General features: G+C 60.7%; 25 protein-coding genes and 1 tRNA gene. 9 read left to right on the top strand and 17 right to left on the bottom strand.

All coding sequences use genetic code 11. From position 1 onward, the window contains the following. Nucleotides 1-32 precede the first annotated feature (32 nt). Nucleotides 33-1,442, top strand: a complete 1,410-nt coding sequence (gene leuC, locus ACXHXG_RS18390; RefSeq protein ID WP_457900206.1) for a 3-isopropylmalate dehydratase large subunit — start codon at nt 33-35, stop codon at nt 1,440-1,442. Between the two features lie 94 nt (nt 1,443-1,536). Here leuC and ACXHXG_RS18385 read toward each other — a convergent pair whose 3' ends face one another. Next, nucleotides 1,537-2,436 (bottom strand): EamA family transporter, encoded by a 900-nt coding sequence (locus ACXHXG_RS18385; protein WP_457900205.1) that lies wholly within the window; start codon nt 2,434-2,436, stop codon nt 1,537-1,539. An 81-nt stretch (nt 2,437-2,517) separates the two neighbouring features. Between ACXHXG_RS18385 and ACXHXG_RS18380 the strand changes: the two genes are divergently transcribed. Further along, entirely contained in the window at nt 2,518-3,027 is a 510-nt protein-coding gene (locus ACXHXG_RS18380) for a MarR family winged helix-turn-helix transcriptional regulator (RefSeq protein WP_457900204.1), read from the top strand. 74 nt (nt 3,028-3,101) lie between these two features. Here the strand turns inward: ACXHXG_RS18380 and ACXHXG_RS18375 are convergent, their stop codons facing one another. Next, on the bottom strand, nt 3,102-4,091 hold the full coding sequence (locus ACXHXG_RS18375; protein WP_457900203.1) for an aldo/keto reductase: 990 nt from the start codon (nt 4,089-4,091) through the stop codon (nt 3,102-3,104). A gap of 13 nt (nt 4,092-4,104) precedes the next feature. Continuing rightward, complete coding sequence (locus tag ACXHXG_RS18370; protein ID WP_104824675.1) at nt 4,105-4,500, bottom strand: (R)-mandelonitrile lyase; 396 nt, start codon at nt 4,498-4,500, stop codon at nt 4,105-4,107. A 124-nt stretch (nt 4,501-4,624) separates the two neighbouring features. Here ACXHXG_RS18370 and ACXHXG_RS18365 point away from each other — a divergent pair, with 124 nt between their 5' ends. After that, entirely contained in the window at nt 4,625-5,518 is an 894-nt protein-coding gene (locus ACXHXG_RS18365) for a LysR family transcriptional regulator (protein ID WP_457900202.1), read from the top strand. A gap of 109 nt (nt 5,519-5,627) precedes the next feature. On the opposite strand, the gene ACXHXG_RS18360 is transcribed toward ACXHXG_RS18365, so the two are convergent. Both ACXHXG_RS18360 and ACXHXG_RS18355 read right to left on the bottom strand, forming a co-directional pair. Next, the gene (locus tag ACXHXG_RS18360; protein WP_283047871.1) at nt 5,628-6,458 is read right to left on the bottom strand and encodes an aldo/keto reductase; all 831 of its coding nucleotides are present in this window, start codon (nt 6,456-6,458) and stop codon (nt 5,628-5,630) included. 145 nt (nt 6,459-6,603) lie between these two features. Continuing rightward, on the bottom strand, nt 6,604-7,152 hold the full coding sequence (locus tag ACXHXG_RS18355; RefSeq protein ID WP_457900201.1) for a L,D-transpeptidase family protein: 549 nt from the start codon (nt 7,150-7,152) through the stop codon (nt 6,604-6,606). Nucleotides 7,153-7,300: 148 nt separating this feature from the next. On the opposite strand from ACXHXG_RS18355, the gene ACXHXG_RS18350 reads away from it, so the two are divergent. Further along, nucleotides 7,301-7,984, top strand: coding sequence for a response regulator transcription factor (locus tag ACXHXG_RS18350; protein WP_104824679.1), 684 nt, complete (start codon nt 7,301-7,303; stop codon nt 7,982-7,984). 8 nt (nt 7,985-7,992) lie between these two features. After that, nucleotides 7,993-8,448 carry a cyclic nucleotide-binding domain-containing protein gene (locus ACXHXG_RS18345; RefSeq protein WP_457900200.1) on the top strand — a complete coding sequence of 152 codons (456 nt, stop codon included), beginning with the start codon at nt 7,993-7,995 and terminating at the stop codon, nt 8,446-8,448. A 10-nt stretch (nt 8,449-8,458) separates the two neighbouring features. Here the strand turns inward: ACXHXG_RS18345 and ACXHXG_RS18340 are convergent, their stop codons facing one another. The 6 genes from ACXHXG_RS18340 to tesB form a co-directional block, all read right to left on the bottom strand. Beyond that, the gene (locus ACXHXG_RS18340) at nt 8,459-9,262 is read right to left on the bottom strand and encodes an exodeoxyribonuclease III (RefSeq protein ID WP_457900199.1); all 804 of its coding nucleotides are present in this window, start codon (nt 9,260-9,262) and stop codon (nt 8,459-8,461) included. Nucleotides 9,263-9,466: 204 nt separating this feature from the next. Then, the gene (locus ACXHXG_RS18335; protein ID WP_457900198.1) at nt 9,467-10,132 is read right to left on the bottom strand and encodes an outer-membrane lipoprotein carrier protein LolA; all 666 of its coding nucleotides are present in this window, start codon (nt 10,130-10,132) and stop codon (nt 9,467-9,469) included. A gap of 134 nt (nt 10,133-10,266) precedes the next feature. Then, nucleotides 10,267-12,924, bottom strand: a complete 2,658-nt coding sequence (locus ACXHXG_RS18330; protein WP_457900197.1) for an FtsK/SpoIIIE family DNA translocase — start codon at nt 12,922-12,924, stop codon at nt 10,267-10,269. A gap of 281 nt (nt 12,925-13,205) precedes the next feature. Continuing rightward, complete coding sequence (locus ACXHXG_RS18325) at nt 13,206-14,648, bottom strand: ammonium transporter (protein ID WP_457900196.1); 1,443 nt, start codon at nt 14,646-14,648, stop codon at nt 13,206-13,208. 28 nt (nt 14,649-14,676) lie between these two features. Further along, on the bottom strand, nt 14,677-15,027 hold the full coding sequence (locus tag ACXHXG_RS18320) for a P-II family nitrogen regulator (protein ID WP_199773498.1): 351 nt from the start codon (nt 15,025-15,027) through the stop codon (nt 14,677-14,679). 213 nt (nt 15,028-15,240) lie between these two features. Further along, nucleotides 15,241-16,125, bottom strand: coding sequence for an acyl-CoA thioesterase II (gene tesB / locus ACXHXG_RS18315; RefSeq protein WP_457900195.1), 885 nt, complete (start codon nt 16,123-16,125; stop codon nt 15,241-15,243). 83 nt (nt 16,126-16,208) lie between these two features. On the opposite strand from tesB, the gene ACXHXG_RS18310 reads away from it, so the two are divergent. Next, a complete protein-coding gene (locus ACXHXG_RS18310; RefSeq protein WP_457900194.1) occupies nt 16,209-17,423 on the top strand; it encodes a ubiquinone biosynthesis hydroxylase in 1,215 nt (404 codons plus the stop codon). A gap of 27 nt (nt 17,424-17,450) precedes the next feature. On the opposite strand, the gene ACXHXG_RS18305 is transcribed toward ACXHXG_RS18310, so the two are convergent. The 4 genes from ACXHXG_RS18305 to ACXHXG_RS18290 all read right to left on the bottom strand — a co-directional run bounded on the left by ACXHXG_RS18305 (nt 17,451) and on the right by ACXHXG_RS18290 (nt 20,187). Continuing rightward, nucleotides 17,451-17,639, bottom strand: coding sequence for a Trm112 family protein (locus ACXHXG_RS18305; protein WP_104824686.1), 189 nt, complete (start codon nt 17,637-17,639; stop codon nt 17,451-17,453). 9 nt (nt 17,640-17,648) lie between these two features. Continuing rightward, nucleotides 17,649-18,308, bottom strand: a complete 660-nt coding sequence (locus ACXHXG_RS18300) for an LON peptidase substrate-binding domain-containing protein (protein ID WP_104824687.1) — start codon at nt 18,306-18,308, stop codon at nt 17,649-17,651. Between the two features lie 232 nt (nt 18,309-18,540). After that, nucleotides 18,541-19,518 (bottom strand): thioredoxin, encoded by a 978-nt coding sequence (gene trxA, locus ACXHXG_RS18295; RefSeq protein ID WP_104824688.1) that lies wholly within the window; start codon nt 19,516-19,518, stop codon nt 18,541-18,543. Nucleotides 19,519-19,677: 159 nt separating this feature from the next. Continuing rightward, nucleotides 19,678-20,187, bottom strand: a complete 510-nt coding sequence (locus tag ACXHXG_RS18290) for a prolyl-tRNA synthetase associated domain-containing protein (protein ID WP_104824689.1) — start codon at nt 20,185-20,187, stop codon at nt 19,678-19,680. Between the two features lie 243 nt (nt 20,188-20,430). Here ACXHXG_RS18290 and ACXHXG_RS18285 point away from each other — a divergent pair. Beyond that, nucleotides 20,431-20,505 (top strand) — tRNA-Gly (locus ACXHXG_RS18285). A 142-nt stretch (nt 20,506-20,647) separates the two neighbouring features. Here the strand turns inward: ACXHXG_RS18285 and ACXHXG_RS18280 are convergent. Both ACXHXG_RS18280 and ACXHXG_RS18275 read right to left on the bottom strand, forming a co-directional pair. After that, complete coding sequence (locus ACXHXG_RS18280; RefSeq protein ID WP_457900193.1) at nt 20,648-20,932, bottom strand: acylphosphatase; 285 nt, start codon at nt 20,930-20,932, stop codon at nt 20,648-20,650. Nucleotides 20,933-21,029: 97 nt separating this feature from the next. Further along, nucleotides 21,030-22,301 (bottom strand): MgtC/SapB family protein, encoded by a 1,272-nt coding sequence (locus ACXHXG_RS18275; protein WP_457900192.1) that lies wholly within the window; start codon nt 22,299-22,301, stop codon nt 21,030-21,032. 229 nt (nt 22,302-22,530) lie between these two features. On the opposite strand from ACXHXG_RS18275, the gene ACXHXG_RS18270 reads away from it, so the two are divergent. Both ACXHXG_RS18270 and ACXHXG_RS18265 read left to right on the top strand, forming a co-directional pair. Further along, entirely contained in the window at nt 22,531-22,887 is a 357-nt protein-coding gene (locus ACXHXG_RS18270) for a hypothetical protein (RefSeq protein ID WP_283047892.1), read from the top strand. Between the two features lie 139 nt (nt 22,888-23,026). Then, on the top strand, nt 23,027-23,668 hold the full coding sequence (locus tag ACXHXG_RS18265) for a DUF1007 family protein (protein ID WP_283047893.1): 642 nt from the start codon (nt 23,027-23,029) through the stop codon (nt 23,666-23,668). Nucleotides 23,669-23,819: the final 151 nt, after the last annotated feature.

The following is a 23,819-nucleotide window of genomic DNA, read 5'->3' as shown; positions in this document are numbered from 1 at the left end:
CATTTTCGACAATGCAATATGGATCTGTAGCCATGAGCGCTCCACGCACCCTTTACGACAAAATCTGGGATGATCATCTCGTCGACAGCCAGGACGACGGCACCTGTCTTCTCTACATCGACCGTCACCTCGTTCATGAAGTGACGTCGCCGCAGGCTTTCGAAGGCCTGCGCATGAGCGGCCGTAAGGTTCGCGCCCCGGAAAAGACGCTGGCCGTCGTCGACCATAACGTTCCGACCTCTGCTGATCGCCATCTCGGCATCAAGAACGAGGAAAGCCGCATCCAGGTCGAGGCGCTCGCCAAGAACGCGGCTGAATTCGGCGTGGAATACTACTCCGAAAACGACAAGCGTCAGGGCATCGTCCACATCATCGGCCCTGAGCAGGGTTTCACCCTGCCCGGCATGACCATTGTCTGCGGTGACAGCCATACGTCCACCCACGGCGCCTTCGGCTCCCTGGCGCACGGCATCGGCACCTCCGAGGTCGAGCATGTGCTCGCCACACAGACGCTGATCCAGAAGAAGGCGAAGAACATGCTGGTGCGCGTCGACGGCCAGTTGCCGGAGGGCGTCACTGCCAAGGACATCATCCTCGCCATCATCGGCGAGATCGGCACTGCCGGCGGCACCGGCTACGTCATCGAATATGCCGGCGAAGCGATCCGCGCGCTGTCGATGGAAGGCCGCATGACGATCTGCAACATGTCGATCGAAGGCGGCGCCCGCGCCGGCCTGATCGCCCCGGACGAGACGACCTTCGAATATATCAAGGGCAAGCCGCGCGCGCCGAAGGGTGAAGCACTGGAGCAGGCGATCTCCTACTGGAAGACGCTGCAGAGCGACGAAGGCGCGCATTACGACCGCGTCGTCGTGCTCAACGCTGCCGCCCTGCCGCCGATTGTCTCCTGGGGTTCGTCGCCGGAAGACGTCGTCTCTGTGCAGGGCATCGTTCCGAACCCGGACGAGATCCAGGATGAGACCAAGCGCGCTTCCAAGTGGCGCGCCCTCGACTACATGGGCCTGAAGCCGGGCACTCCGATGACCGAGATCAACATCGATCGCGTCTTCATCGGCTCCTGCACCAACGGCCGCATCGAAGACCTGCGCGCCGTCGCCAAGGTCGTCGAAGGCAAGACGGTGGCATCCACCGTCGACGCGATGATCGTTCCCGGCTCCGGTCTTGTGAAGGAACAGGCGGAAGCCGAAGGCCTCGACAAGATCTTCAAGGCCGCCGGCTTCGACTGGCGCGAGCCGGGCTGTTCCATGTGCCTCGCCATGAACGACGACCGCCTGAAGCCGGGCGAGCGCTGCGCCTCCACCTCGAACCGCAACTTCGAAGGCCGCCAGGGCTTCAAGGGCCGCACCCATCTGGTCTCGCCGGCTATGGCAGCGGCAGCGGCAATCGCCGGCCACTTCGTCGATATTCGCGAATGGAACTGATTGATTTCAGATAACCGACAAAGGCGGCTTTCGAGCCGCCTTTTTTGTTTGTCCCGATGGACGAAGCACTGATCGGATTCCCGGTCTCCGGACTCTATCGTTCCGACGCGATTGCCGGATTGGCGGGCGCTGATTTCCCGGCAGAAGGAAGCTGCTGCGCGCGCTGGCTCAGCCAGACGCTGCCAAGCACGATGGCGATGCCCAGGATCTGAATCGCGCTGAGCTGTTGGTCCAGCACGCCCCAGCCGAGGATCACGGCGGTCATGGGACTGAGAAAGCCGAGCGGCGAGACGACGGATGGTTCCAGGCGCGACAGGCCGCGAAACCAGAGAATATAGGTGAGCGCCGCTCCAATCAGGCCGAGATAGGCAAAGCCCAGAATATTGGCGGCGGTCGGAAGGGGAAGCGGCGGCTCCATCATCATGGCGAAAGGCAGCAACAGCAAGCCGCCAGCGGTCAACTGCCAGGCAGTAAAGGTGAGCGGCGAGACATCGGGCCGCCAGCGCCGGCTGAGCACGGTACCGGCCGCCATGGAGACGGCGCCGCCGACCCCGGCCGCAATGCCGACGGGATCGAGCGTTGCCCGCGGCGTAAGGATCAAGAACGCAACGCCGACAATGCCGGCAAGCGCCGCCACGATGGAAAGGCCGCGGATCGGCGAACCGAGCAAGAGGCGGGCCAGCACGATGACGATCAGCGGCTGGATCGCACCGACGGTCGCTGCCACGCCGCCCGGCAGCCGGTAGGCGGAGATGAACAGCATCCACCAGAAGATGGAGAAATTCAGAGCGCCGAGGACGAGCGATCTCACCCACCAGATGCCGTGCGGTACCCGCCGCACGATGGCGAGCAGAAGCAGCCCTGCGGGCAACGCACGCAACAGGGCAACCGTCAGCGGATAGCCGGCCGGCAGAAGTTCCGTCGTCACAAGATAGGTGCTGCCCCAGATCGCCGGCGAGACGGCAGTCAACAAGAGATCGGAATTGCGCGTCATGCCTTACTTCCGGATTTATCTTGACCTCAAGATAGTTCAAAATATCTTGACGTCAAGGTTTTTCCATGGCGATGTCCTGGCATGGACCGCATCGACAAGATTCTTGCCCAATGGAAAAGGGAGCGGCCCGATCTCGATACCACCCCGATGGGATTGATCGGCCGCCTCGGAAACGTAGCCCACCATCTTGGGCGCGAGATGGACCGTACTTTCGCGCAGTTCGGCTTGAATCGCGCAACCTTCGACGTGCTGGCGACGCTGCGCCGCTCGGGAATGCCCTATGCCCTCTCCCCCAGCGATCTGATGGCCGCCATGATGGTAACCTCCGGCACCATGACCAATCGCATCGATCAACTGGAAAAAGCTGGCCTCGTTGCCCGCAGCGTCAACCCCGAAGACGCCCGCAGCTTTCTGGTGTCGCTGACCGAAAAGGGTTTTGCGCTGATTGACAGCGCGGTGGCAGCCCATGTCGAGACGCAGGCCCGTCTCGTCTCTGGTCTGTCGGAGGAGGAAAAAGCGGCATTGAATGCGCTGCTCGGTAAATATCTATCCGACTTCGAGACTGCGCTGGAAAAGTCCGCCGCGGTCTGAACCACTGAAAATAGCCCGCCGATGACGGGCTACTTTCACGCGTAGCATTCTTATCGGATCGGCCGCGTGGCGCTCTAACGGTTGACCCTTGCTTGCAGGTGCGGAGGATAGCGGTCCCCCTGCACGGCGATCTGAGAGAGCGCGCCCTCGATACGCTGAAGATCGTCGGCGGTGAGCACGACATCAACCGCTCCGATGTTCTCTTCAAGCCTGTGCATCTTGGTCGTCCCGGGGATCGGAACGATCCAGGGCTTTTGGGCAAGCAGCCAGGCAAGGGCGATCTGCGCCGGCGTCGCCCGCTTCTGCACCGCGATTGCGCCAAGCAGATCGACGAGGGCCTGGTTGGCCTTTCGCGCTTCCGGCGTGAAGCGTGGGACGATGTTGCGGAAGTCCTTACTGTCGAATGTAGTGCTTTCGCTGATCGCGCCGGTGAGGAAGCCTTTCCCGAGCGGGCTGAAAGGAACGAAGCCGATGCCGAGTTCTTCGAGGGTCGGCAGAACCTCCTCCTCAGGCTCTCTCCACCAGAGTGAATATTCGCTTTGAAGGGCCGCGACCGGTTGGATCGCGTGCGCACGCCGGATCGTCTGTGCGCCGGCCTCCGACAATCCGAAATACTTGACTTTGCCCTCTCCGATCAGATCCTTCACCGCACCGGCGACATCTTCGATCGGGACGTTCGGATCGACGCGATGTTGATAGAAGAGATCGATGGCGTCGGTCTTCAGACGCATCAGCGCGGCTTCGGCAACCCTGCGGATATGTTCCGGCCGACTGTTCATTCCGCTCTGGCCGCCATTCGCATCGAATTCAAAACCGAACTTCGTTGCGATCACGACTTTTTCCCGAATGGGCGCCAGGGCTTCGCCCAGAAGCTCCTCGTTCTTGTAGGGGCCGTAGGCTTCGGCGGTGTCGAAGAAGGTGACGCCGCGTTCGAAGGCCGCACGGATCAGCTTGATCGCCTCTTGCGTATCCGTCGCCGGGCCATAACCATAGCTGAGGCCCATGCATCCGAGACCGAGAGCCGAGATTTCGAGACTGCTGTTTCCAAGTTTACGCATCTGCATGGCTTCTTCTCCCTCAAGCCCGATATTGCTCGTCGCTGACATGCTCCATCCACTCGACCACTTTGCCGTCGCGGTGTTCCTGAATGGCGATATGGGTCATGGCTGTGGTGGGTGAGGCGCCGTGCCAATGCTTTTCGCCCGGAGAGAACAAGACAACGTCCCCGGGCCGTATGTCTTCGATCGGCCCGCCCTCGCGTTGAACCCGGCCAAGACCGGCCGTCACAATCAGGGTTTGACCGGCGGGGTGAGTATGCCAAGCCGTGCGGGCGCCCGGCTCGAATGTGACGCTGGCACCGGCCGCGCGCGTGGACTCATGGGCTTGAAACAGCGGATCCACCCGGACTGTTCCCGTGAACCAATCGGCTGGTCCCCTGCTCGATGGCTGCGAACCGTTTCGTTTGATTTCCATGACCTTCGTCCTTTGATCTAAGGGCAGCGCGATGAATTCGGCTGCTGATAACAGGCATTTAGGGCATGCGATTGACCCCGATTAGATGGTAAAAGTGGCAAAGGCTTATGAGAAGGATTCATGAATGCCGCGCCAGCCCGTGAATGACCTCATTGCGTTCCTTGCCGTGGCACGGGAACAAAGCTTCACCAAAGCAGCCGCAAAACCCGGCGTTTCCCAATCGGCGCTAAGCCATACCATCCGCGGACTGGAGGCTCGTCTGGGGCTCAGGCTGCTGACCCGCACCACCCGCAGCGTCTCACCGACCGAAGCAGGCGAGCGTTTGCTCGTGACCATTGGCCCTCGCTTCGATGAGATCGAAAACGAATTGGCCGCCCTTAGCGAATTTCGCGAAAAGCCGGCAGGCACCATTCGCATTACCGCCGGTGAGCATGCAGCCGAAACCATCCTTTGGCCTGCACTGGAAACATTGCTGCCGCAATATCCGGATGTCCATGTCGAGATCATCGTCGACTATGGCCTGACCGATATCGTCGCCGAACGATATGATGCCGGCGTGCGGCTGGGTGAACAGGTGGCGAAAGACATGATCGCCGTTCGCATCGGTCCCGACATGCGCATGGCGGCCGTCGGTGCTCTCGCATATTTTGAGAATCGGCCGAAACCCCAGACACCTCAGGATTTAACCGGTCACAATTGCATCAATCTGCGCCTGCCGACGTACGGCGGCATCTATGCTTGGGAATTCGAGAAGGACGGGCGGGAGCTGAAGGTGCGGGTCGAAGGCCAATTGGTGTTCAACAATATCGCACTCCGCCTGAACGCGGCACTGGCAGGTTTAGGCTTGGCATATCTTCCGGAGGATATCGTGCAGCCCCATCTTCACGACGGGCGGCTCGTCAGGGTTCTCGAGGACTGGTGTCCGCCCTTTGCCGGATATCATCTCTATTATCCGAGCAGGCGGCAGGCCTCGCCGGCCTTCGCCCTGGTGGTGAATGCGCTTCGCCGCCGCATTTGAAGAGATTTTGCCCGCGGCACGATCAACGATTCTAAGCGGCCCGGAGTATCGGCTCCGGGCCTTCCGAATGCTGAGCGGAAAGACAATTCCCCTCCGCAAACCTCGACAATCAGAACGCCGCCGTCATCGGGTCCGGCCCGATACGTCCGCCAGCCGAATCCAATCTGGCGATTTCGGCGAGATCATCCGCATCGAGTTTGAAGTCGAACACGTTGAAGTTTTCTTCGATGCGGCTCGGCGTCACCGATTTCGGGATGACGATCAGCCCGTTGTCCATGTGCCAACGGATGATGACCTGCGCCGGCGTGCGGCCATGCTTGGCGGCAACCTTGCCGATGACGGCGTTGCCGAGAAGCTTGCCCTGGCCGAGCGGGCTCCAGGATTCCGTCTTGATGCCGAGCTTGTCGTGCACCTCGCGCAAGCCCCTCTGCTGAAAGGTCGGATGCAGCTCGATCTGGTTCAGCACCGGGGTGACGCCGGTCTCGCCAATAATGCGGTCCAGATGCTCCTTGGCGAAATTGGAAACGCCGATCGAGCGGGCGCGGCCTTCTTCCTTGATGCGCAGGAAAGCCTTCCAGCTATCGAGGTAACGGCCACGATGCGGCGACGGCCAGTGGATGAGATAGAGATCGACATAGTCGGTGCCGAGCCGCTTCAGGCTTTCATCGAACGCCTTCAGGGTCGAATCGAAACCCTGGGCTTCGTTCCAGAGCTTGGTGGTCAGGAAGATATCCTTGCGGGCGACGCCGGACTGGCGAATGCCTTCGCCGACGCCGTCTTCATTGGCGTAGATGGCGGCCGTGTCGACATGGCGGTAGCCGGCCTTCAGCGCCGCGCTGACAGCCATCGGCGCGACGTTTTCCGGCGTCTGCCAGACGCCGAGGCCGACCTGCGGAATGGAATTGCCATCATTGAAAGTGATCGTCGATTGCGTGGTCACGATAAGTCTCCAAAGGATGAGAAGCGGTGGAGTGAAGGCGTGATTTAAATTCTGAAAGAAAGAAGCCGGGCCAGGGCCGCAGGGGCGCGCCGGTCGCAAACCTATATAGTGGGGAATACTGGGATTTTAACCCCGGGGCCGCCAGTCAGACGACGCGGATGGTCGTACCCTTGCGCAGCAGCGGAAGGATCCGCCGCATGTCGCGAAGATCGACCGCGACACACCCCGCCGTCGGCTCGTAGCCCGGCCGGATCAGATGAAAGAAGATCGCCGAGCCGCGGTGACGCTGGCGCGAGCGGATGTTCCAATCGAGCACCAGGCAGATGTCGTAAAGCCCATCGTGCCGCAGCATCTCTTCATGGCTTGGCTTGAACGGCGCCTTGACCAGCCTGTTGTAATTGGCGTCTTCCGGCTGATCGCACCAGAGCATGCTCTTGCGAATGCGCCGTATCGGCAGAGATGTACGTAGAAAGCGGACATGATCGCCGCGCGTGAAGCCGTAAAGCAGCTTCATCGCCGCAATCGGCGTCGCGCCGTCCCCTTCCCGCTTCAGCACGCTGCGCCCCGATCGGCCGATCGCCGCCGGCACCGTCAGCGGCCCGATCTGCACTAGGGCGCGCGTGGACTTCCCCGGCGCGGGGCGAACGACGATTGTGGAAACGGTCCGCCTGCCACCCGCCCTTGCTTTTTGCATTTTCCTCACATGTTTTTGCTTTGCTTGTGATTTCGTTTGAAATCATAGCAGTTTCAACTGGACGACCAAGCCTGAGCTGCCTGACGACTTGCTAAAAATGCAATTTGGCGTAGGACTTAAGGTGCAATAGAACGAGGACCGCAACGGCATGACCGCACGCACCATTCTGCTGGTGGATGATGACAACGACCTGCGTGAAATGCTGGTCGAGCAACTGTCCCTTTATGAGGAGTTCACGGTTCTGCAGGAAGCGACCGCCGGCAAGGGCGTCGCGGCCGCACGCGCCGCTCCCGTCGATCTGCTGATCATGGACGTCGGCCTGCCCGATATGGATGGCCGCGAAGCGGTGAAGCTGCTGCGCAAGAGCGGCTTCAAGGCACCAATCATCATGCTGACGGGCCACGACACCGATTCCGACACCATCCTCGGCCTTGAAGCCGGCGCCAATGATTATGTCACCAAGCCGTTCCGTTTTGCCGTGCTGCTTGCCCGCATCCGCGCGCAACTGCGCCAGCACGAGCAGAGCGAGGACGCAACCTTCACCGTCGGCCGTTATCTCTTCAAGCCAAGCCAGAAGCTGCTGACCACCGAAGATGGCCAGAAGATCCGACTGACGGAAAAAGAAGCGGCGATCATCCGCTATCTCTACCGCGCCGACCAGAAAGTCGTCACCCGCGATATCCTTCTTGAGGAAGTGTGGGGCTACAATTCCGGCGTCACCACCCATACGCTCGAAACCCATGTCTATCGCCTGCGCCAGAAGATTGAGCGCGATCCCTCCAACGCCGAAATCCTGGTAACGGAAAACGGCGGCTACAAGATCATTCCGTAGGCGATACGATGGCGCTCAACGACGATATCCGCCTGCTGTCGCAATTGCCGTTGTTCCACGGCATGGGCGATGAGCCGTTGCGGCTGATCGCCTTCGGCGCCGACCGTCGCCATGTCACGGCCGGCCTGACCTTGTTCCGCGAAAAATCGCCAGCCGAATGCGCCTATGTCATCGCCCGCGGCAGTTTTGAGCTGAGCACCCTTGATCCCGCGGGGCAACCCCATGTCGAGGCCACCGTGCAGGCCGGCGCCATGCTCTCCGAGCTGGCGCTGGTGACGCTGGTGGAGCGCAAATACACCGCCGTGGCGCTGGAGGACTCCGATGTCATCCGCATCACGCGGGCGCTGTTTCACCGGCTGATTGAGGAATACCCCGACGCCGGTCTGCTCATCCAAAACCGCGTGCGCGAAAATTTCGCCGTCCTCGCCAAGCAGGCCGCGGCACTTCTGCACCGGTTTTCTTGAAACTCCGGCCTCAGAGATTGAAATGCGCGGTCACCGGCACATGGTCGGACGGGCGGTCCCAGCCCCGGGCCGCCTTCAGGATCTCGATGCGCTGCAGGAGCGGGCCGAGATCGGATGACGACCAGATGTGGTCGAGACGCCGGCCGCGATCCGCCGCTTCCCAATCCTTGGCGCGATAGCTCCACCACGTATAGAGCTTCTCGGTTTCAGGCACATGCTGGCGCATCAGATCGAGCCAGGCGCCACGTTTCATCACCTCGATCAACCCGTCGGTTTCGACCGGCGTGTGGCTGACGATCTTCAGCAACTGCTTGTGCGACCAGACGTCGTGCTCGAGCGGCGCGATGTTGAGATCGCCGACGAGGATGGCGGACGTGTTCGGCTCGGCATTCGCATGCAGCCGCTTCATCTCCTCGATGAAATCGAGCTTATGGCCGAATTTCGGATTGATCGCCCGATCCGGCTCGTCGCCGCCGGCCGGAACATAGAAATTGTGCAGCCGAATGCGCCGGCCGCCGCGTTCGAAGATCGCCGAGATATGTCTGCTGTCGCCGACATTGCAATAATCCTGCCGATGGTCCTCGGTCAGCGGAACACGCGAGGCGATGGCGACGCCGTGATAGCCCTTCTGGCCATGGACGATGATGTGCTCGTAGCCGAGCGCCCGCAAAGGCGACAGCGGGAAGAGCTCGTTGGGGACCTTGGTTTCCTGCAGGCAGAGAATATCGGGCCGGTGCTGCATCACGAATTGCTCGACGATCGGCATGCGCAGCCGCACCGAGTTGATGTTCCAGGTCGCAATCGAAAATCCCATGCCCAAACCCTTATCCTTAGAGCGGTTCAGCGTTTCACAGAATCGCTTTCCCGCTCTATCCGTTTGTTTTTACGCATTCCGGACGGAAAACCGCTGCGCACTTTTCCTAGAATTGCTCTAATCAGGCTAGGGATTTAGACTGGCAAGGAGAGAAAAGGAAGATCGTTCAACCTCTTCTCCCCGTTCGTCATGGCTGGCAGGGGATCACCGGCTCGTGCCGGTATAATCGATCCGGAAAACGCTGTCGTCGAAGGAAATATTGGTCTTCACATTGTTGATGATGACATCCGTGGTCTTGCCCTGGGGGTCGATGACCGTCCATTGGCGCAGGTCGTACGTCTTGGAATCGAAGATCATGGCGATGGTCGAATCACCGAAGACGGTGCGGTTTCCGAGCGTGATCTTGGTAAGGTCCGGCTGTGCATCGACATTGCGCACCATGTCCGCGGAAAGGTCGATCTTGTTGGCGAGCAGCAGGCTCAGCGGCGTCTTCGAGAGCTGATACATGTTGTTCGTACGCGTCTGGTCGTTGATGACCTGGACGTTGTTGCCGTCGCAGATGACGCGCATGCGGGACGGCGGGTCATAGTTGAAGCGCAGCTTGCCGGGGCGCTGGATGAAAAACGCGCCGCTCATCTGGTCGCCACGCGGCCCGATCTGCAGGAAGCCGCCCTTCATGGTCTTGATGGACGAGAAATGATCGGCGATCGCCTGTGCTATGCCGGGATTGAGGGTCGCAGCCGCAGCCTGCGCCTGTGCAAAGGCCGATACGGGGCCTGCGCTTGCCGCACCCGCCGCCAGCACAGCGCCGAGGAAATGACGGCGGGTCAGGTTCAGGCTAGTCAAGGGCTGTGCATCGGTCTTTTTCATCGAATTCTCCTTCATGCTTTGTCCATGGCGCGCAAAATCGGCGTCTTCATGGCGCGGCGGTCCATGCTCGATCACGGGCCGCGATCAAATCTCCGAAAGCATATTCGGGATATGTGACACGGGCTCGCGATCCCTCAGCGATCGAGAACATCCGCTTCCGTCGGCACGAGAATCTCGCGCTTGCCGGCGTGGTTGGCCGGGCCGATCAAGCCTTCCTGCTCCATACGCTCGATCAGCGAGGCGGCACGGTTATAGCCGATGCCGAGCCGGCGCTGGATGTAGGAGGTCGACGCCTTGCCATCGCGCAGCACGATCGCCACGGCTTGGTCGTAGGGGTCCTCCGAGTCGGAAAGGTTGGCCGTACCCGCCGGACCGTGACCATCGTCGTCATCATCATCGTCGGCAGTGATCGCATCGAGATATTGGGGAGAACCCTGCGTTTTCAAGTAGGATACTATATCTTCCACCTCGCCGTCGGCGACGAAGGGGCCGTGGACACGCTGGATGCGCCCGCCGCCGGCCATGTAGAGCATGTCGCCCATGCCGAGGAGCTGCTCGGCGCCCTGTTCGCCGAGGATCGTACGGCTGTCGATCTTCGATGTGACCTGGAAGGAGATGCGGGTCGGGAAGTTCGCCTTGATCGTGCCGGTGATGACGTCGACCGACGGACGCTGCGTCGCCATGATGACATGGATGCCGGCCGCACGCGCCATCTGCGCCAGGCGCTGCACCGCGCCTTCGATATCCTTGCCGGCGACCATCATCAGGTCGGCCATCTCGTCGATGATGACGACGATATAGGGCATCGGCTTCAGATCGAATTCCTCGGTCTCGTAGATCGCCTCGCCGGTCTGGCGGTCGAAGCCGGTTTGCACGGTGCGGCTGATCGCTTCGCCCTTGGCGACGGCCTGCTCGACGCGGGTATTGAAGCCGTCGATGTTGCGCACGCCGATCTTCGACATCTTCTTGTAGCGCTCTTCCATCTCGCGGACGGTCCATTTCAGCGCGACAACGGCTTTTTTCGGATCGGTAACCACCGGCGAGAGCAAATGCGGAATGCCGTCATAAACGGAGAGTTCGAGCATCTTCGGATCGATCATGATCAGGCGGCACTGTTCCGGCGTCATGCGATAGAGCAGCGACAGGATCATGGTGTTGATGGCGACCGACTTGCCCGAGCCGGTGGTACCGGCAACGAGCAGATGCGGCATCTTGGCGAGATCGGCGATAACGGGCTCGCCGCCGATCGTCTTGCCGAGCGCCATGGCAAGCTTGGCCTTCGAGCTTTCGAAATCACGGCTGGCGACGAGCTCGCGCAGGTAAACGGTCTCACGCGTGGAATTCGGCAGTTCGATACCGATGGCATTGCGGCCGGGAACGACGGCGACGCGGGCGGCGATGGCGCTCATCGAACGGGCGATATCGTCGGCAAGCCCGATCACGCGCGAAGACTTGATGCCCGGCGCGGGCTCCAGTTCATAAAGCGTGACGACCGGGCCGGGCCGGACATGGATGATCTCACCCTTGACGCCGAAGTCCTCGAGCACGCCCTCGAGCATGCGGGCATTCTGCTCCAACGCATCGGAAGACAGCGTCGCGTCACGCACGATCGTCTTCGGCTCGGCAAGCAGATGCACGGCCGGAAGCTGGAAACCATAGGGACGGATGAAGGAGGTTTGCGCCTCGCGCTCGGCGCGGATACCGGGCTTCGGGCGGGCGGCGGCGGGAACGACGCGGTGGCCGCCGGGAACCTTAGGCGATGCGGGACGCAGCGCCCATTCGTCTTCCTCGTCATCCGGCAGGATACCGGCCGGACGCGGCAGCTCGCGCTCATAGGAGGGATCGTCGTCCTCATCCTCGTCATCGTCGATGCTCATCGACGGCGGAGAAACGACGCGGCGCTGCGCCGGACCGTCCATCGACGGCTCGACGCGTTCGCCGCGGGCAACCGGCGCCTTGGCGCGCACCGGCTCGTTCAGCGTACCGAACTCGTCGTCATTGAAGTCGTAGGGCGCATCGAAGGCATGGTCGCGGCGCTTGCGCGGCCCCATGCCGAATAGCCGGCGAAGGCGCGCCTGCGTATTGTACCAGGCGTGCATGAGGGCGCCAAAGGCCAGGAAGCCGCCGCGATCGTCATCCTCGTCGTCGTCGCCGACATTGCGCGCACGGCTCGGCGTGTTCTCGTATTCCTCTTCGTCCTCCTCATCTTCCGGCAGGCTGCGGCCGAGAACGCCGGCAGCAAACAGCATGAGCCAGGTAGCGGGAATCGCGAGAATGGAGCCGAACACGGTGGCGAAGACGCCGCTCGGATAGGTGCCGATGAAAAGAGCGGGGAAGCGCAGAACGATGTCGCCGATAACGCCGCCGATACCGTTCGGGATCGGCCAGGTCGGAGGCGCGGGGAAGCAGGCGATGGAACCGGCAGCAACGATAGCCCCGCCGACCCAGGCGCCGAGACGAGCCGGCACACGATGAATCCTGCGGTTGGAAATCAACGCGACAGCCCAGGCGACGACCGGCAGCAGCGCGACCACGGAGGCAAGACCGAGCGCCTGCATCATGATGTCGGCAAAGGCCGCGCCGGAAAAGCCGAGTATGTTCGTCGGCGCGTTGCTCGTGGCATAGGAATAGCTGGGGTCCATGACGTTCCATGTCGCCAGTGCCGCAACGGCAAGCGCCAGCAGGAACAGCAGCGCGAAGCCACTGAGGCCTCTCACCTGCCGCCAAACCACTCCCGAAAGCGAGAGACGACCGGAAGGACCGCCCAACGCTGCCGAATTGCTTCTGCCCATATTATCCAGCCCGTTCGTTGTCGAAAAGCACGCGAATCGGCTTCATGCCAACTCACGGAATACGTCGGCTCTAGCTAATCAGAGGAGGGTTAATGGCATGTTAACCATGCCGTCTGCGCGGGCGAATCAATGAATTTATCGCTGCGCCGCGCGAGCGGCCGCGCAAACAAAAGAGGCCCGAACCAAGGTCCGGGCCAAAAGCGGCTCAATTTCGAGGAAATAGGCCGCGACGGGATGTTGAGGGCGCAGGGAACTTTGTCCCGGCGCCACAAGCTCCAGATTTAAGAATTGTGGTAAGCGGCTTCGCCGTGGGAGGCGAGGTCGAGACCTTCGCGCTCTGCTTCCGGCGTCACGCGCAGGCCGACGATCACGTCGACGATCTTGTAGAGGATCGCCGAACCGACGCCCGACCAGATCAGCGTGGTGAGAACACCCTTCACCTGAGCGAGCAACTGGGTTGCGGTGCCCGGATAGGAGGCTGCAAAGTCGGCCGTCGAATAGTCGACGATGCCTGCACCGCCGAGGGCCGGATTGACCAGGATGCCCGTCGCGATGGCGCCGAAAATACCACCAACGCAGTGAACGCCGAAGACGTCGAGGCTGTCGTCGTAGTTGAACTTGTTCTTCACGACGTCGACGAAGAAGTAGCAGATCGGCGAAACCAGCAGGCCGAGAACGATGGAGCCCATCGGACCGGCAAAGCCGGCAGCCGGTGTGACGGCGACGAGGCCAGCAACGGCACCCGAAGCAGCACCGAGCATCGAAGCCTTGCCGCGGGTGAAGGTTTCAACCACGCACCACGAAAGAGCGGCGGCAGCGGTGGCAACGAAGGTGTTGATCATGGCGAGCGAAGCATAAGCGTTGGCTTCGAGGTTGGAACCGGCGTTAAAGCCGAACCAGCCGACCCACAGCAGCGAAGCGCCGACCATGGTGAGCGTCATCGAATGCGGAGCCATGATCTCCTTCTTGTAGCCGGTGCGCTTGCCAAGCATGATCGCGCCGACCAGACCGGCGATACCGGCATTGATGTGAACGACCGTGCCGCCCGCGAAGTCGATCGCGCCGAAACCGAAGACCATGCCCGACGGAGCCGAGTACGAGCTCGGACCACCCCAGAACCAGACCATGTGAGCGATCGGGAAGTAGATGAACGTGACCCACAGGAAGACGAAGAGCATGACGGCCGAGAACTTGATGCGCTCGGCGAAGGCGCCGACGATCAGGGCCGGCGTAATGCAGGCAAAGGTCATCTGGAAGCAGACATAGGTCAGCTCCGGAATGCCAACACCCTTGGTGAAGGTTTCGACGAGATCCTTCGGATCGGTGCTGACGCCAGCGAGGAAGGCCTTGGAGAAGCCGCCGACGAAGCTGTTCAGCGAGCCGCCGTCGGTAAAGGCAAGCGAGTAGCCATAGACGCACCAGATGATCATGACCATCGCGGTGATCATGAAGACCTGCATCAGGACGGAGAGCATATTCTTGGCGCGGACGAGACCGCCGTAGAACAGCGCCAGGCCCGGAATCGTCATCAGAAGAACGAGAACCGTCGAAACCAGCATCCAGGTGTTGTCACCCTTGTCCATGGTCATTGCCGGTGCTGCGGCAGCGGCGGCCGGTGCTGCCGCCGTCGTGGCTTGCTGCGCAAAGGCAACCGCCGGCGCGAGCAAGGCCGCAGAAAGCGCGCCTATCCGTGCAAGAGTGGAGGAAAGCTTTGTAGATGTCATTGCAAATAACTCCCTGATCGGCCGTGTCTTACAGCGCGTCTGAATCGGTTTCGCCCGTACGGATGCGCACGGCATGGTCAATCGAGTAGACAAAAATCTTGCCGTCGCCGATCTGACCCGTCTTGGCGGACGCCGCGATGGCTTCGACGGCCTTGTCGACGATTTCGGTTGCGACCGCGACTTCGATCTTCAGCTTCGGCAGGAAGCTGACGGCATATTCGGTGCCACGATAGATTTCGGTGTGCCCCTTCTGGCGCCCGTAACCCTTCACTTCGGTCACAGTCAGGCCTTGGATGCCGACAGCCGTGAGGGCCTCACGGACCTCATCGAGCTTGAACGGCTTGATAATGGCCATCACAATTTTCATCTGGTTTCCCATCCTTTGTTACCCTCGGCACGGAGCCGACTCTCCTTGCCGCTGACGACTGTTTCAGCAGCGACTAAGGGTACACATTCAAGGGACGTGCCAGATTCGTGACACTATTATAACTAATTGAATTTTAACGACTTTGCGGAAGGCACCTAATAAAGCGGCAGATCTCGGCGCGCCTCGCGCACAAATAATATGCAAATTTGAAAAATTGCATATTATTTAATCATTTGCCTTTTTACGAATCAAACCTTCCTGCGCCACCGACGCAATCAGGACACCAGAGCGCGTAAAAAGACTGCCGCGGGCCAAGCCGCGCGCGCCTGAGGCGCTTGGGCTATCCTGGGTATAGAGCAACCAGTCGTCGAGCTTGAACGGCCGGTGGAACCACATGGCATGATCGAGGCTCGCCACTTGCAGGCCCTGATCGAAAACCGACGTACCATGCGCATGAAGCGCCGCGTCGATGAGCGTCATGTCCGAGAGATAGGCAAGCACTGCATTCCGATAGAGCCGGTCATCCGGCACCGGTCCGGTCAGGCGAACCCAGATATCCTGCCGCTGGCTGGGCTCAGTACGGGAGAAATAATGATCGAGCGATACCGGCAGGATTTCGATCGCCCGCTTCCTCTCCCAATAGCGGCGCACATTTTCCGGCGCATTGGCGAGATAGCGCTCCTTGATCTGCTCCTCGTCCATCAGTTCTTCCGGAGCCGACACCTGCGGCATCTCGCTTTGATGCTCGAAACCGGGCTCGTCGATCTGGAAGGAAACCGTCATCGCGAAGATCGCCTTGCCGTGCTGGATCGCCAGCACGCGGCGCGTATTGAAACTCGAGCCGTTGCGCAGGCGGTCGACCTGGTAGAGGATCGGCACAGTGGGATCGCCGGGAAGCATGAAATAGGCATGCAGAGAGTGCGCGAAACGATCGTTCGCCACCGTCCGCTGCGCCGCCATCAGCGCCTGGCCTATGACCTGTCCACCGAAGACGCGCTGCCAGCCGACCTGCGGGCTGTTGCCGCGAAAAAGGTTCATCTCGATCGTTTCGAGATCGAGCGTCGCGAGCACGACTTGCATGGCGGTCGATTTCTCGTTCTCGCGCGACATTTTGCATGAACTCCGACGGTAGGAACCACGAATGGGATGCTCTATATAGAACAGGAAATGACAGTAGGACACGGGGAAGCGCTATGTTGGACATGCTGGTAGTGGGTGGCGGTTATGTGGGTCTCGCCGCCGCGGTTGCCGTCAAGCAGGCAGCCCCCCATCTTGACGTCATGGTCATAGAGGCCGCCCCGGAAAGCGCCTGGAAAAAGGACATGCGCGCCTCGGCGATCATCGCCGCCGCTTCAAAGATGCTGGAGGTTTTCGGCATCTGGGACGAGATCAAGCCGGAAGCGGAACCGATCACCCGCATGATCGTCACCGATTCGCGCACCAGCGATCCCGTGCGGCCAGTCTTTCTTACTTTCGATGGGGAAGTGGCGGAAGGTCAGCCCTTCGCCCACATGGTCCCGAACCTCACCATGGTCGGCGCGCTGCGCGGCGCTTGCGAGCGCCTTGGTATTCCGATTCGCCACGGCGTCAGCGCGACAGACTTCAAGACCGGCGATGCCAACGTTACGCTGACGCTCTCGGACGGCAGCGCCCTGGAAACAAAGCTGCTGGTCGCCTGCGATGGCGTGCGCTCCAAGCTCCGCGATATGGCTGGAATCAAGACGGTGAGCTGGGACTACGGCCAGTCCGGCATCGTCGTGACCGTCGAGCACGAGCGGCCGCACAATGGCTGCGCCGAGGAACACTTCCTGCCCTCCGGTCCCTTCGCCATCCTGCCGTTGAAGAACAATCGCGCCTCGCTCGTCTGGACCGAGCGCACCGCAGATGCCGACCGGCTGGTCGCCTCCGACGATCTGGTATTCGAAGAGGAATTGGAGCGCCGTTTCGGCCACAAGCTCGGCGCGCTGCACGCGGTCGGCGAGCGCCGCGCCTTCCCGCTCGGCCTGACGCTTGCCCGCGACTTCGTCGCACCGCGCTTTGCACTCGCCGGCGATGCCGCCCACGGCATCCACCCGATCTCCGGGCAGGGCCTCAACCTCGGCTTCAAGGATGTTGCGGCATTGGCGGAAACCGTCGTTGAAGCCGACCGCCTTGGCCTCGATATCGGCTCGATCAATATTCTCGAACGCTACCAGACCTGGCGACGCTTCGACACCTTCCGCATGGGGGTGACCACCGACGTGCTGAACCGGCTGTTTTCCAACGACATCACGCCGGTGCGGATCGCCCGCGATTTCGGCCTCGGCCTCGTCGACCGCCTGCCGAAAGTCAAATCCTTCTTCATCGGCCAGGCCGCCGGCACGGCTGCCAGGGACAATCCACGGCTTCTCGCCGGAGAGGCGATCTGAGTTCCTTTATCGGGAGAACAATCCCCCTCAGTCCTCTAAGCGCCGCGCCTCCGAGATCAGCATGATCGGAATGCCATCGCGGATGGGATAGGCGAGCCGCGCCTTTTCCGACACCAGTTCGTTCTTTTCGCGGTCGTAAGTCAGCCGTCCCTTGGTAAGGGGGCAGACGAGGAGATCGAGCAGTTTCGGGTCCACCTTGCTGACGGTGATATCCATCGCAACCTCCTACTGCATGACGGAATCGGTATCCCCGAAGCGGGCGAGTACGATTTCGATGATGGCGATGAAGGTCTCCGCCCGCGTCTTCAGGTCGGGCGCTTCCAGCAGCGCCTGCTTCTCGGCCGGATCGAAGGGCGCCATCATCGCCAGCGAATTGACCAGCGTCATGTTGCTGGCGCGCTCCACGCTTTCCCAGTCCGCCTCTAGTTTGTTGGCATCGAGATAGGCCCGGAAGGCCAACAGGAGCGCCGAACGATCGACTGTATCCTCCTCGTCGCGCGACTTGAGGTCGGAAATGAAGGGCGTAATACGGAAGCTGCGGTAGGGGTGGTGGCCGGTGATCTCATCCATCAGCCGGAAGCGGCAGATGCCGGTCAGCGAGACGATATAGCGGCCATCGCCCGTCTCGGCGAAAGAGGTAATGCGCCCAAGGCAGCCGACATGCGCAAGATGCGGCGTTTCCGGATGCTCGCCGAGCGCCGGCTGCACGACGCCGACCAGCCGATTGCCGGCGATCGCGGCATCGAACATCGAAAGATAACGCGGCTCGAAGATATTGAGCGGCAATTGCCCGGTCGGCAGAAGCAGAGCACCGGACAGAGGAAAGACAACCACCGAATCCGGCAGATCGCTTGGCTTCAGATATCTGGCATTGCCGACTTGCATGATTTTCGTCCCGCTACATCACCGTGCCGCGCCTTGTGAGACGCGCAAGAACGATACCCCAACGGACATTCTTCTTCCGTCACACGCCGCGCCACAGGACAATGTGACCCCCTCTCCCGAAAACACAAGAGCATTTCCGGGCAAAACGCCGAAGCATTTCGCTTTCCTGTTCAACCGAGGCAACCGCGACGCCCCGGATGGCGCGTCAGGTTCCTTCCGGACAGATGACGCCTTAGGAAAACAGGATCGACGAAAGCTTGCGACGCGCGGCAATGGTCGCCGGATCCTTGGCACCCCAAACCTCGAAGAATTGTAGCAACTGACGGCGCGCGCCATCGTCGTCGAAAGCGCGGTCGCGACGCATGATCGTCAGCAGATGCTCGGCCGCCTCATCGCGCTTGCCCTCGACATTACGGATCTTGGCAAGTTTGACGCGCTGCTCGTGATTGTCCGGATTGACCGCCAATTCCTGTTCGAGCGCCACGGGATCGCCGAGCTTGCGGGCCTCCTCGATCTGATCGAGCTTCTTCACCACGGCCTGGATGCCGGCATCATTGGCAAGCGTTTCCGGCAGATCCGTCAGCGCCTCGCGCGCCCTTTGGCTCTGGCCGGCCGCGATCATGCACTCTGCCATGCCGGCAAGCGCCTTGGCGTTTTCCGGATCGGCCTGCAGCACCGCGCCGAACAGCTCGGCGGCGCCATTGATATCGCCTCCGGTGAGAAGACCGGCAGCCTCTTCCAAAATCGCTTCGATCTCTGCCGCCTGATCGCCGGCACCGTCAGCCGGACCACCGAGGCGATCGATGAACTGGCGGACCTGGCTTTCGGGGACTGCGCCCATGAAACCGTCGGCCGGACGGCCGTTGACGAAGGCAATCACCGCCGGGATCGACTGGATGCCGAGCTGGCCGGGAATGGCCGGATGATCGTCGATATTCATCTTGACCAGCTTGACGCGGCCCTTGCCCTCGTTGACGACCTTTTCCAGAACCGGCGTAAGCTGTTTGCACGGGCCGCACCAGGGCGCCCAGAAATCCACCAGCACCGGCTGGTTGCGCGACTCCTCGATAACGTCCCGCGCGAAATTCGCCGTCGTGGTGTCCTTGATGGGCGAAGCGCCGCCGGATGCGACAGGTGCGGCACCATAGGATGCCGAAGCCGACATCTGGCCGCCGAAGGACGCGTTATAAGGATTGTTTGAACCGCTCATGAGTGTCTCCCGCCTGCCGGTATCCTGGACCCTTTAAAGCATGATTCCAAAAGGAAAGAAGCAGCCTTTGGATAAAATCACGCCCAATGGAATAGCCAAAGCGACAGGCCAATTCGAAGATAGGTCCTCTCGCTCTAATCGTAGCGCTAAAATCGTATGTCAGCCCGTCACTTTCAAGACTAGCGGCGTATGACCCGTCGCCTCCATGAAACGAAGGAGATCGCCGCTGGCAATCGAGGTCGTCGCGTCGTTCGACAACGGGTGGCAATTGACGATGTCGTGCTCCATCAATTCGGCATCGATCACAAAGGTAACGTTCTTGCCTGTATCGTTGATCGCCCCGAAGGCCGTCACCGCGCCGGGAACGACACCCAGATATTCTAGCAGCTTTTCGGGTTTGCCGAAGGAGACTTTGCTGGTCGCACCGATCAGCGTGTGCACCGTCTTCAGATCGACGCTCGCATTCTCCTCGACCGTCAGCAGGAAGAAATTGTCCTTCTTGTCCTTCACGAACAGGTTCTTCGTATGCCCGCCGGGGATTTCGTCGCGCAGCGACACCGATTCGGCAACGGTGAACACCGGCGCATGATCCTTGGTGCTGTGGGAAATGCCGAGGCCATCCAGGAAACGGAAAAGATCGTCGCGGGTTTTCGGGCTGTTGTCGGTCATGAGCGTCTCGCAATAAAAATATCCCGCCCCTGATACGTCGCCCGCAAATCCTTTGCAATCTTCCAGACGACAAAGCCCGGCGTCCTGGGGCTTTCCGGCGGGCAATGAAAAAAATGCAGATTTTTCTTCGCCACCTCGTCATTTCCCTGTTGCATTTGAAAAATGGTTAGGCCATATAGCGCCCGTCGCCGCAAGACGACGCCCAGCGGTCCAACACACTACCCCGGACGGCTGCGGATATGAGCGGGTGTAGCTCAGGGGTAGAGCACAACCTTGCCAAGGTTGGGGTCGAGGGTTCGAATCCCTTCGCCCGCTCCAGTTTTCTCAAGAGAATCAGATGGTTATAATGGCCGCTCGAGGCCATTTTGCATTTGCCGCAAGGCCGGTCTCTGAAGAGCGCCGGCACATATCGGCGCATTTGAAGCCATGAGAGATCCGCAAGTTGGCATTGCAGACGCGGCTAGCCGGTGATGCGGAACCCAGTCGGCATCTCCGCGAGAGTGGTCGGTTGCTTATCCACGCTGGAAACCGATGCGCCGGCAGGCCCGTGCCAGAAACGCTCGATCATGGTCGAAATCGCGGCATCAGGTCCGGCGATCAAAGCGAGGACGGACCCATCCGATTCGTTGCGGACCCAGCCTGTCAAACCGAGCCTTGACGCCTCGTTGCGGGTCCAGACACGGAAACTGACACCCTGTACCCTGCCGGTTATCCGTACCAGGGTAGCCTCATAATCATCGGACATAGCCACACCCATCTGGCAACACCATTAGAATGCCAAGCTGCAAAGCGGCGCGCAAGGGATGACTGATTCCCACGGCAACCGGGTCTGGCCGATCGCGTCAATCGGGCATGAAGCTGCGCAGCATGAAATAGGCGACAGCGCCCGTGACAATCGCAATGGCTGATGCTTGCGCCAGGGCCATGCCATATTCGCGCGTGCCGGACGAGAAGGCCAGGACCGCCTTCGTCACCACATTGACGACGACGGCAATGAGGATGACGTCGGCGGCTGTCTTGACGTCGATCGCAGACCCCACGAGCCGTGCGGTCGAAAGCGTGACGGCGTCCACATCCACCAGTCCGGAGATTGCAGCCACGACGAAAAGTGCGGATGCGCCGACATAGTCAATGGTCATTTTCGATATCAGACTGATCAGCCCGAGCAAGGCGGCGAACGAGAACACCATGCGCAATTCGAACGGGTTCTTCAGCTTGATTTCCGGAACCTCCGTTGCGGAGCCGGAGCGCCAGACCCAGAGGAAGCCGGCAATCAGGAAGCCTATGATCGCCGGCACCAGGCCAGACGCCAGCGGCAGAAGCAAGTTGAAGGAAAGGGCGCTGCCGATCACCAAGACGCGGGCGAAGGACAAGGCGCCGGCAATAGCAGCCCCAGCGGCCAGATGTGCCGAGCCCTGCGGCGCCTCCTTCGAATGACGGGCGAAGGAAAGCGTCAGCGCCGTCGAGGAGACCAGCCCTCCCGCGGCGCCGGCGAGCAGGATGCCGCGGCTCGTGCCGGTCAGCTTGATGGCGACATAGCCCGCAAAGGAAAGGGCGGCGATGGTAATGGTCAGCAGCCAGAGAGAGAAAGGGTTGAGCGCTCCCCAGGGATCGAGCGCCTTATCTGGCAGTAGCGGCAGTGCGACCATGGTCATTGCCAGCAACACGAGCGCCGAACGCAGTTCCGGCCAGGTCAGTCCCCTAAGAAAGCCGTGCAGACTCTGGCGCGCGGCAAGAATTGCCGTCGTGACAACGCCACCGGCGGCCGCAGTCACAACGTCGCCGACGGCAGCCAGAACGCCCAGTCCGAAAACGACGAGAGCGGCGACGACCGAGGTGATACTGTAATCTTCATCCTCTTTCGTTTCCTGCCACTTGCCTGCGATATAGATGAGGCCGAGCAAGATGGCGATCGTCGCCGGCAGCAATGGGCCAATCATGGACTGCAGTACGCCGGCTATTCCGCCCAGGAAACCGGTGAGGCCGAACGTGCGGATGCCTGCCGTTCTGCCGCCCGCCCGAACGTCGCGCTCCTGCCAGCCCCGCTCGATGCCGACAAGCAGGCCAATGGCAAGCGCCACACCGAGGCGTTGAAAGATTTCGCTGTGCTCCATGACATAACGATATGCCTCTTGCGCCCGCGCGCAATCCACCTTCGCCTTTCAGGAAAAACCGCGTGTTTATGGGCACCGTCGCGCTAAGGTGAACCGCATCGATCCGACAAAGTCCGGCTGCATTTTTGAGCCATGGAAACAAACGAAGACATTGAGGGAAACCAAGCGCGTTGTTTCAGGTTCTTGTTCGATACGATCTTTGCGCAATGGACAGTGATGGACCCGGATCATGATCTCTTGGGCGAAACCTCTTCTCATCTTCGAAGTCACGCTCTTTGCTGCCGCCTCGCTCGTCCACTCCGGCGTGCTCCTTGGCGGCTATGAGCATGCGCGGGCCGCGACAGCCGAAGGGTTGATTGCAGCGGTTCTGGCTTGCGGGATCTTCGCGTGCCTCTTTCAGCCGGCGTGGACCCGCTCCGTAGCTCTGGCGGTCCAGAGTTTTGCACTTTTCGCAACCCTCGTCGGCGCATTCACCATCGCCATCGGCATCGGCCCGCAGACGACGGCCGACCGTGTATTCCACCTGCTCCTGCTGCTGGTACTGATCTCAGGCTTTGTCGCCGCCTTCAGATGGAACAGTCCATAGAGTGGAGAGCTCAATCTCGGCACGAGTTCAGCACGTATCCAGCCATCCGTGACCGGAACCCGTCAGGGTCTCAAATCAGTCTCAATTGAAGTTCAGGCCTCGACACCAGAGCCACCGACGGATCACGGACAGAGCCTGAATGAAACGACTGACGATTCTGCCGATCGCGATGCTGTCGCTCCTTCCTGTCACGGCTCTTGCCCACCCGCATATATTTATCGATGCCAAGTTCGAGGTGGTCGCAGCACCAGACGGCTCGATTGCCGAGCTTCGCAATGTCTGGCGTTTCGACGAGGTCTTTTCCTCCTCGGTGCTGCTGGATTTCGACAAGAACGGCAACATGACGCTGGATGCCGGCGAGCTCAAAGCGGTGGGCAAGACGGTCAGGAATTCGCTTGCGCAATACAACTACTACACAAACGTCACCAGTAACGGCAAAGCGGTCGCGATGGCGAAGCCCGAGGCGATACAGGCGGATTATAAGGACAACGCCCTGATACTGACCTTCTCGCTAAAACCGCTGCAGAAGACCTTCCTCAAGGGAACCACGATTTTCGGGATTTACGATACGACGCTTTATACCGCGGTCGATTTCGCCGCGGACAGCGACATGGCCACCTCCGGAGAGGCATTTGCCCGCTGCAAGCGCAAGGTGGTGAGGCCCAATCCCAACGAGATCATCGCGCAGAACCAGGCGACGCTCACCAGTATGTTCTTCAACGACCCGATGGGAACGAATTATTCGCAGCTCGTAGCGACGAGGCTGGAGGTCCAGTGCTGAAATCGCCGTCGATCTGAGGAGCCAATCCGGTCGAAATGCAGGTGCGGAACAGCCTTAACCACCACCCCTGCTCAAGTTTTTTCTATTTTTGGAACCGCAGGCCGTGCTAGGAATGCGCGCGGGGGCGATCTGCCTGTAAATCGGTATGGGG

Source organism: Rhizobium sp. LEGMi-198b (genome assembly GCF_054114205.1).
This window is presented reverse-complemented; position numbering and strand designations above follow the sequence as displayed.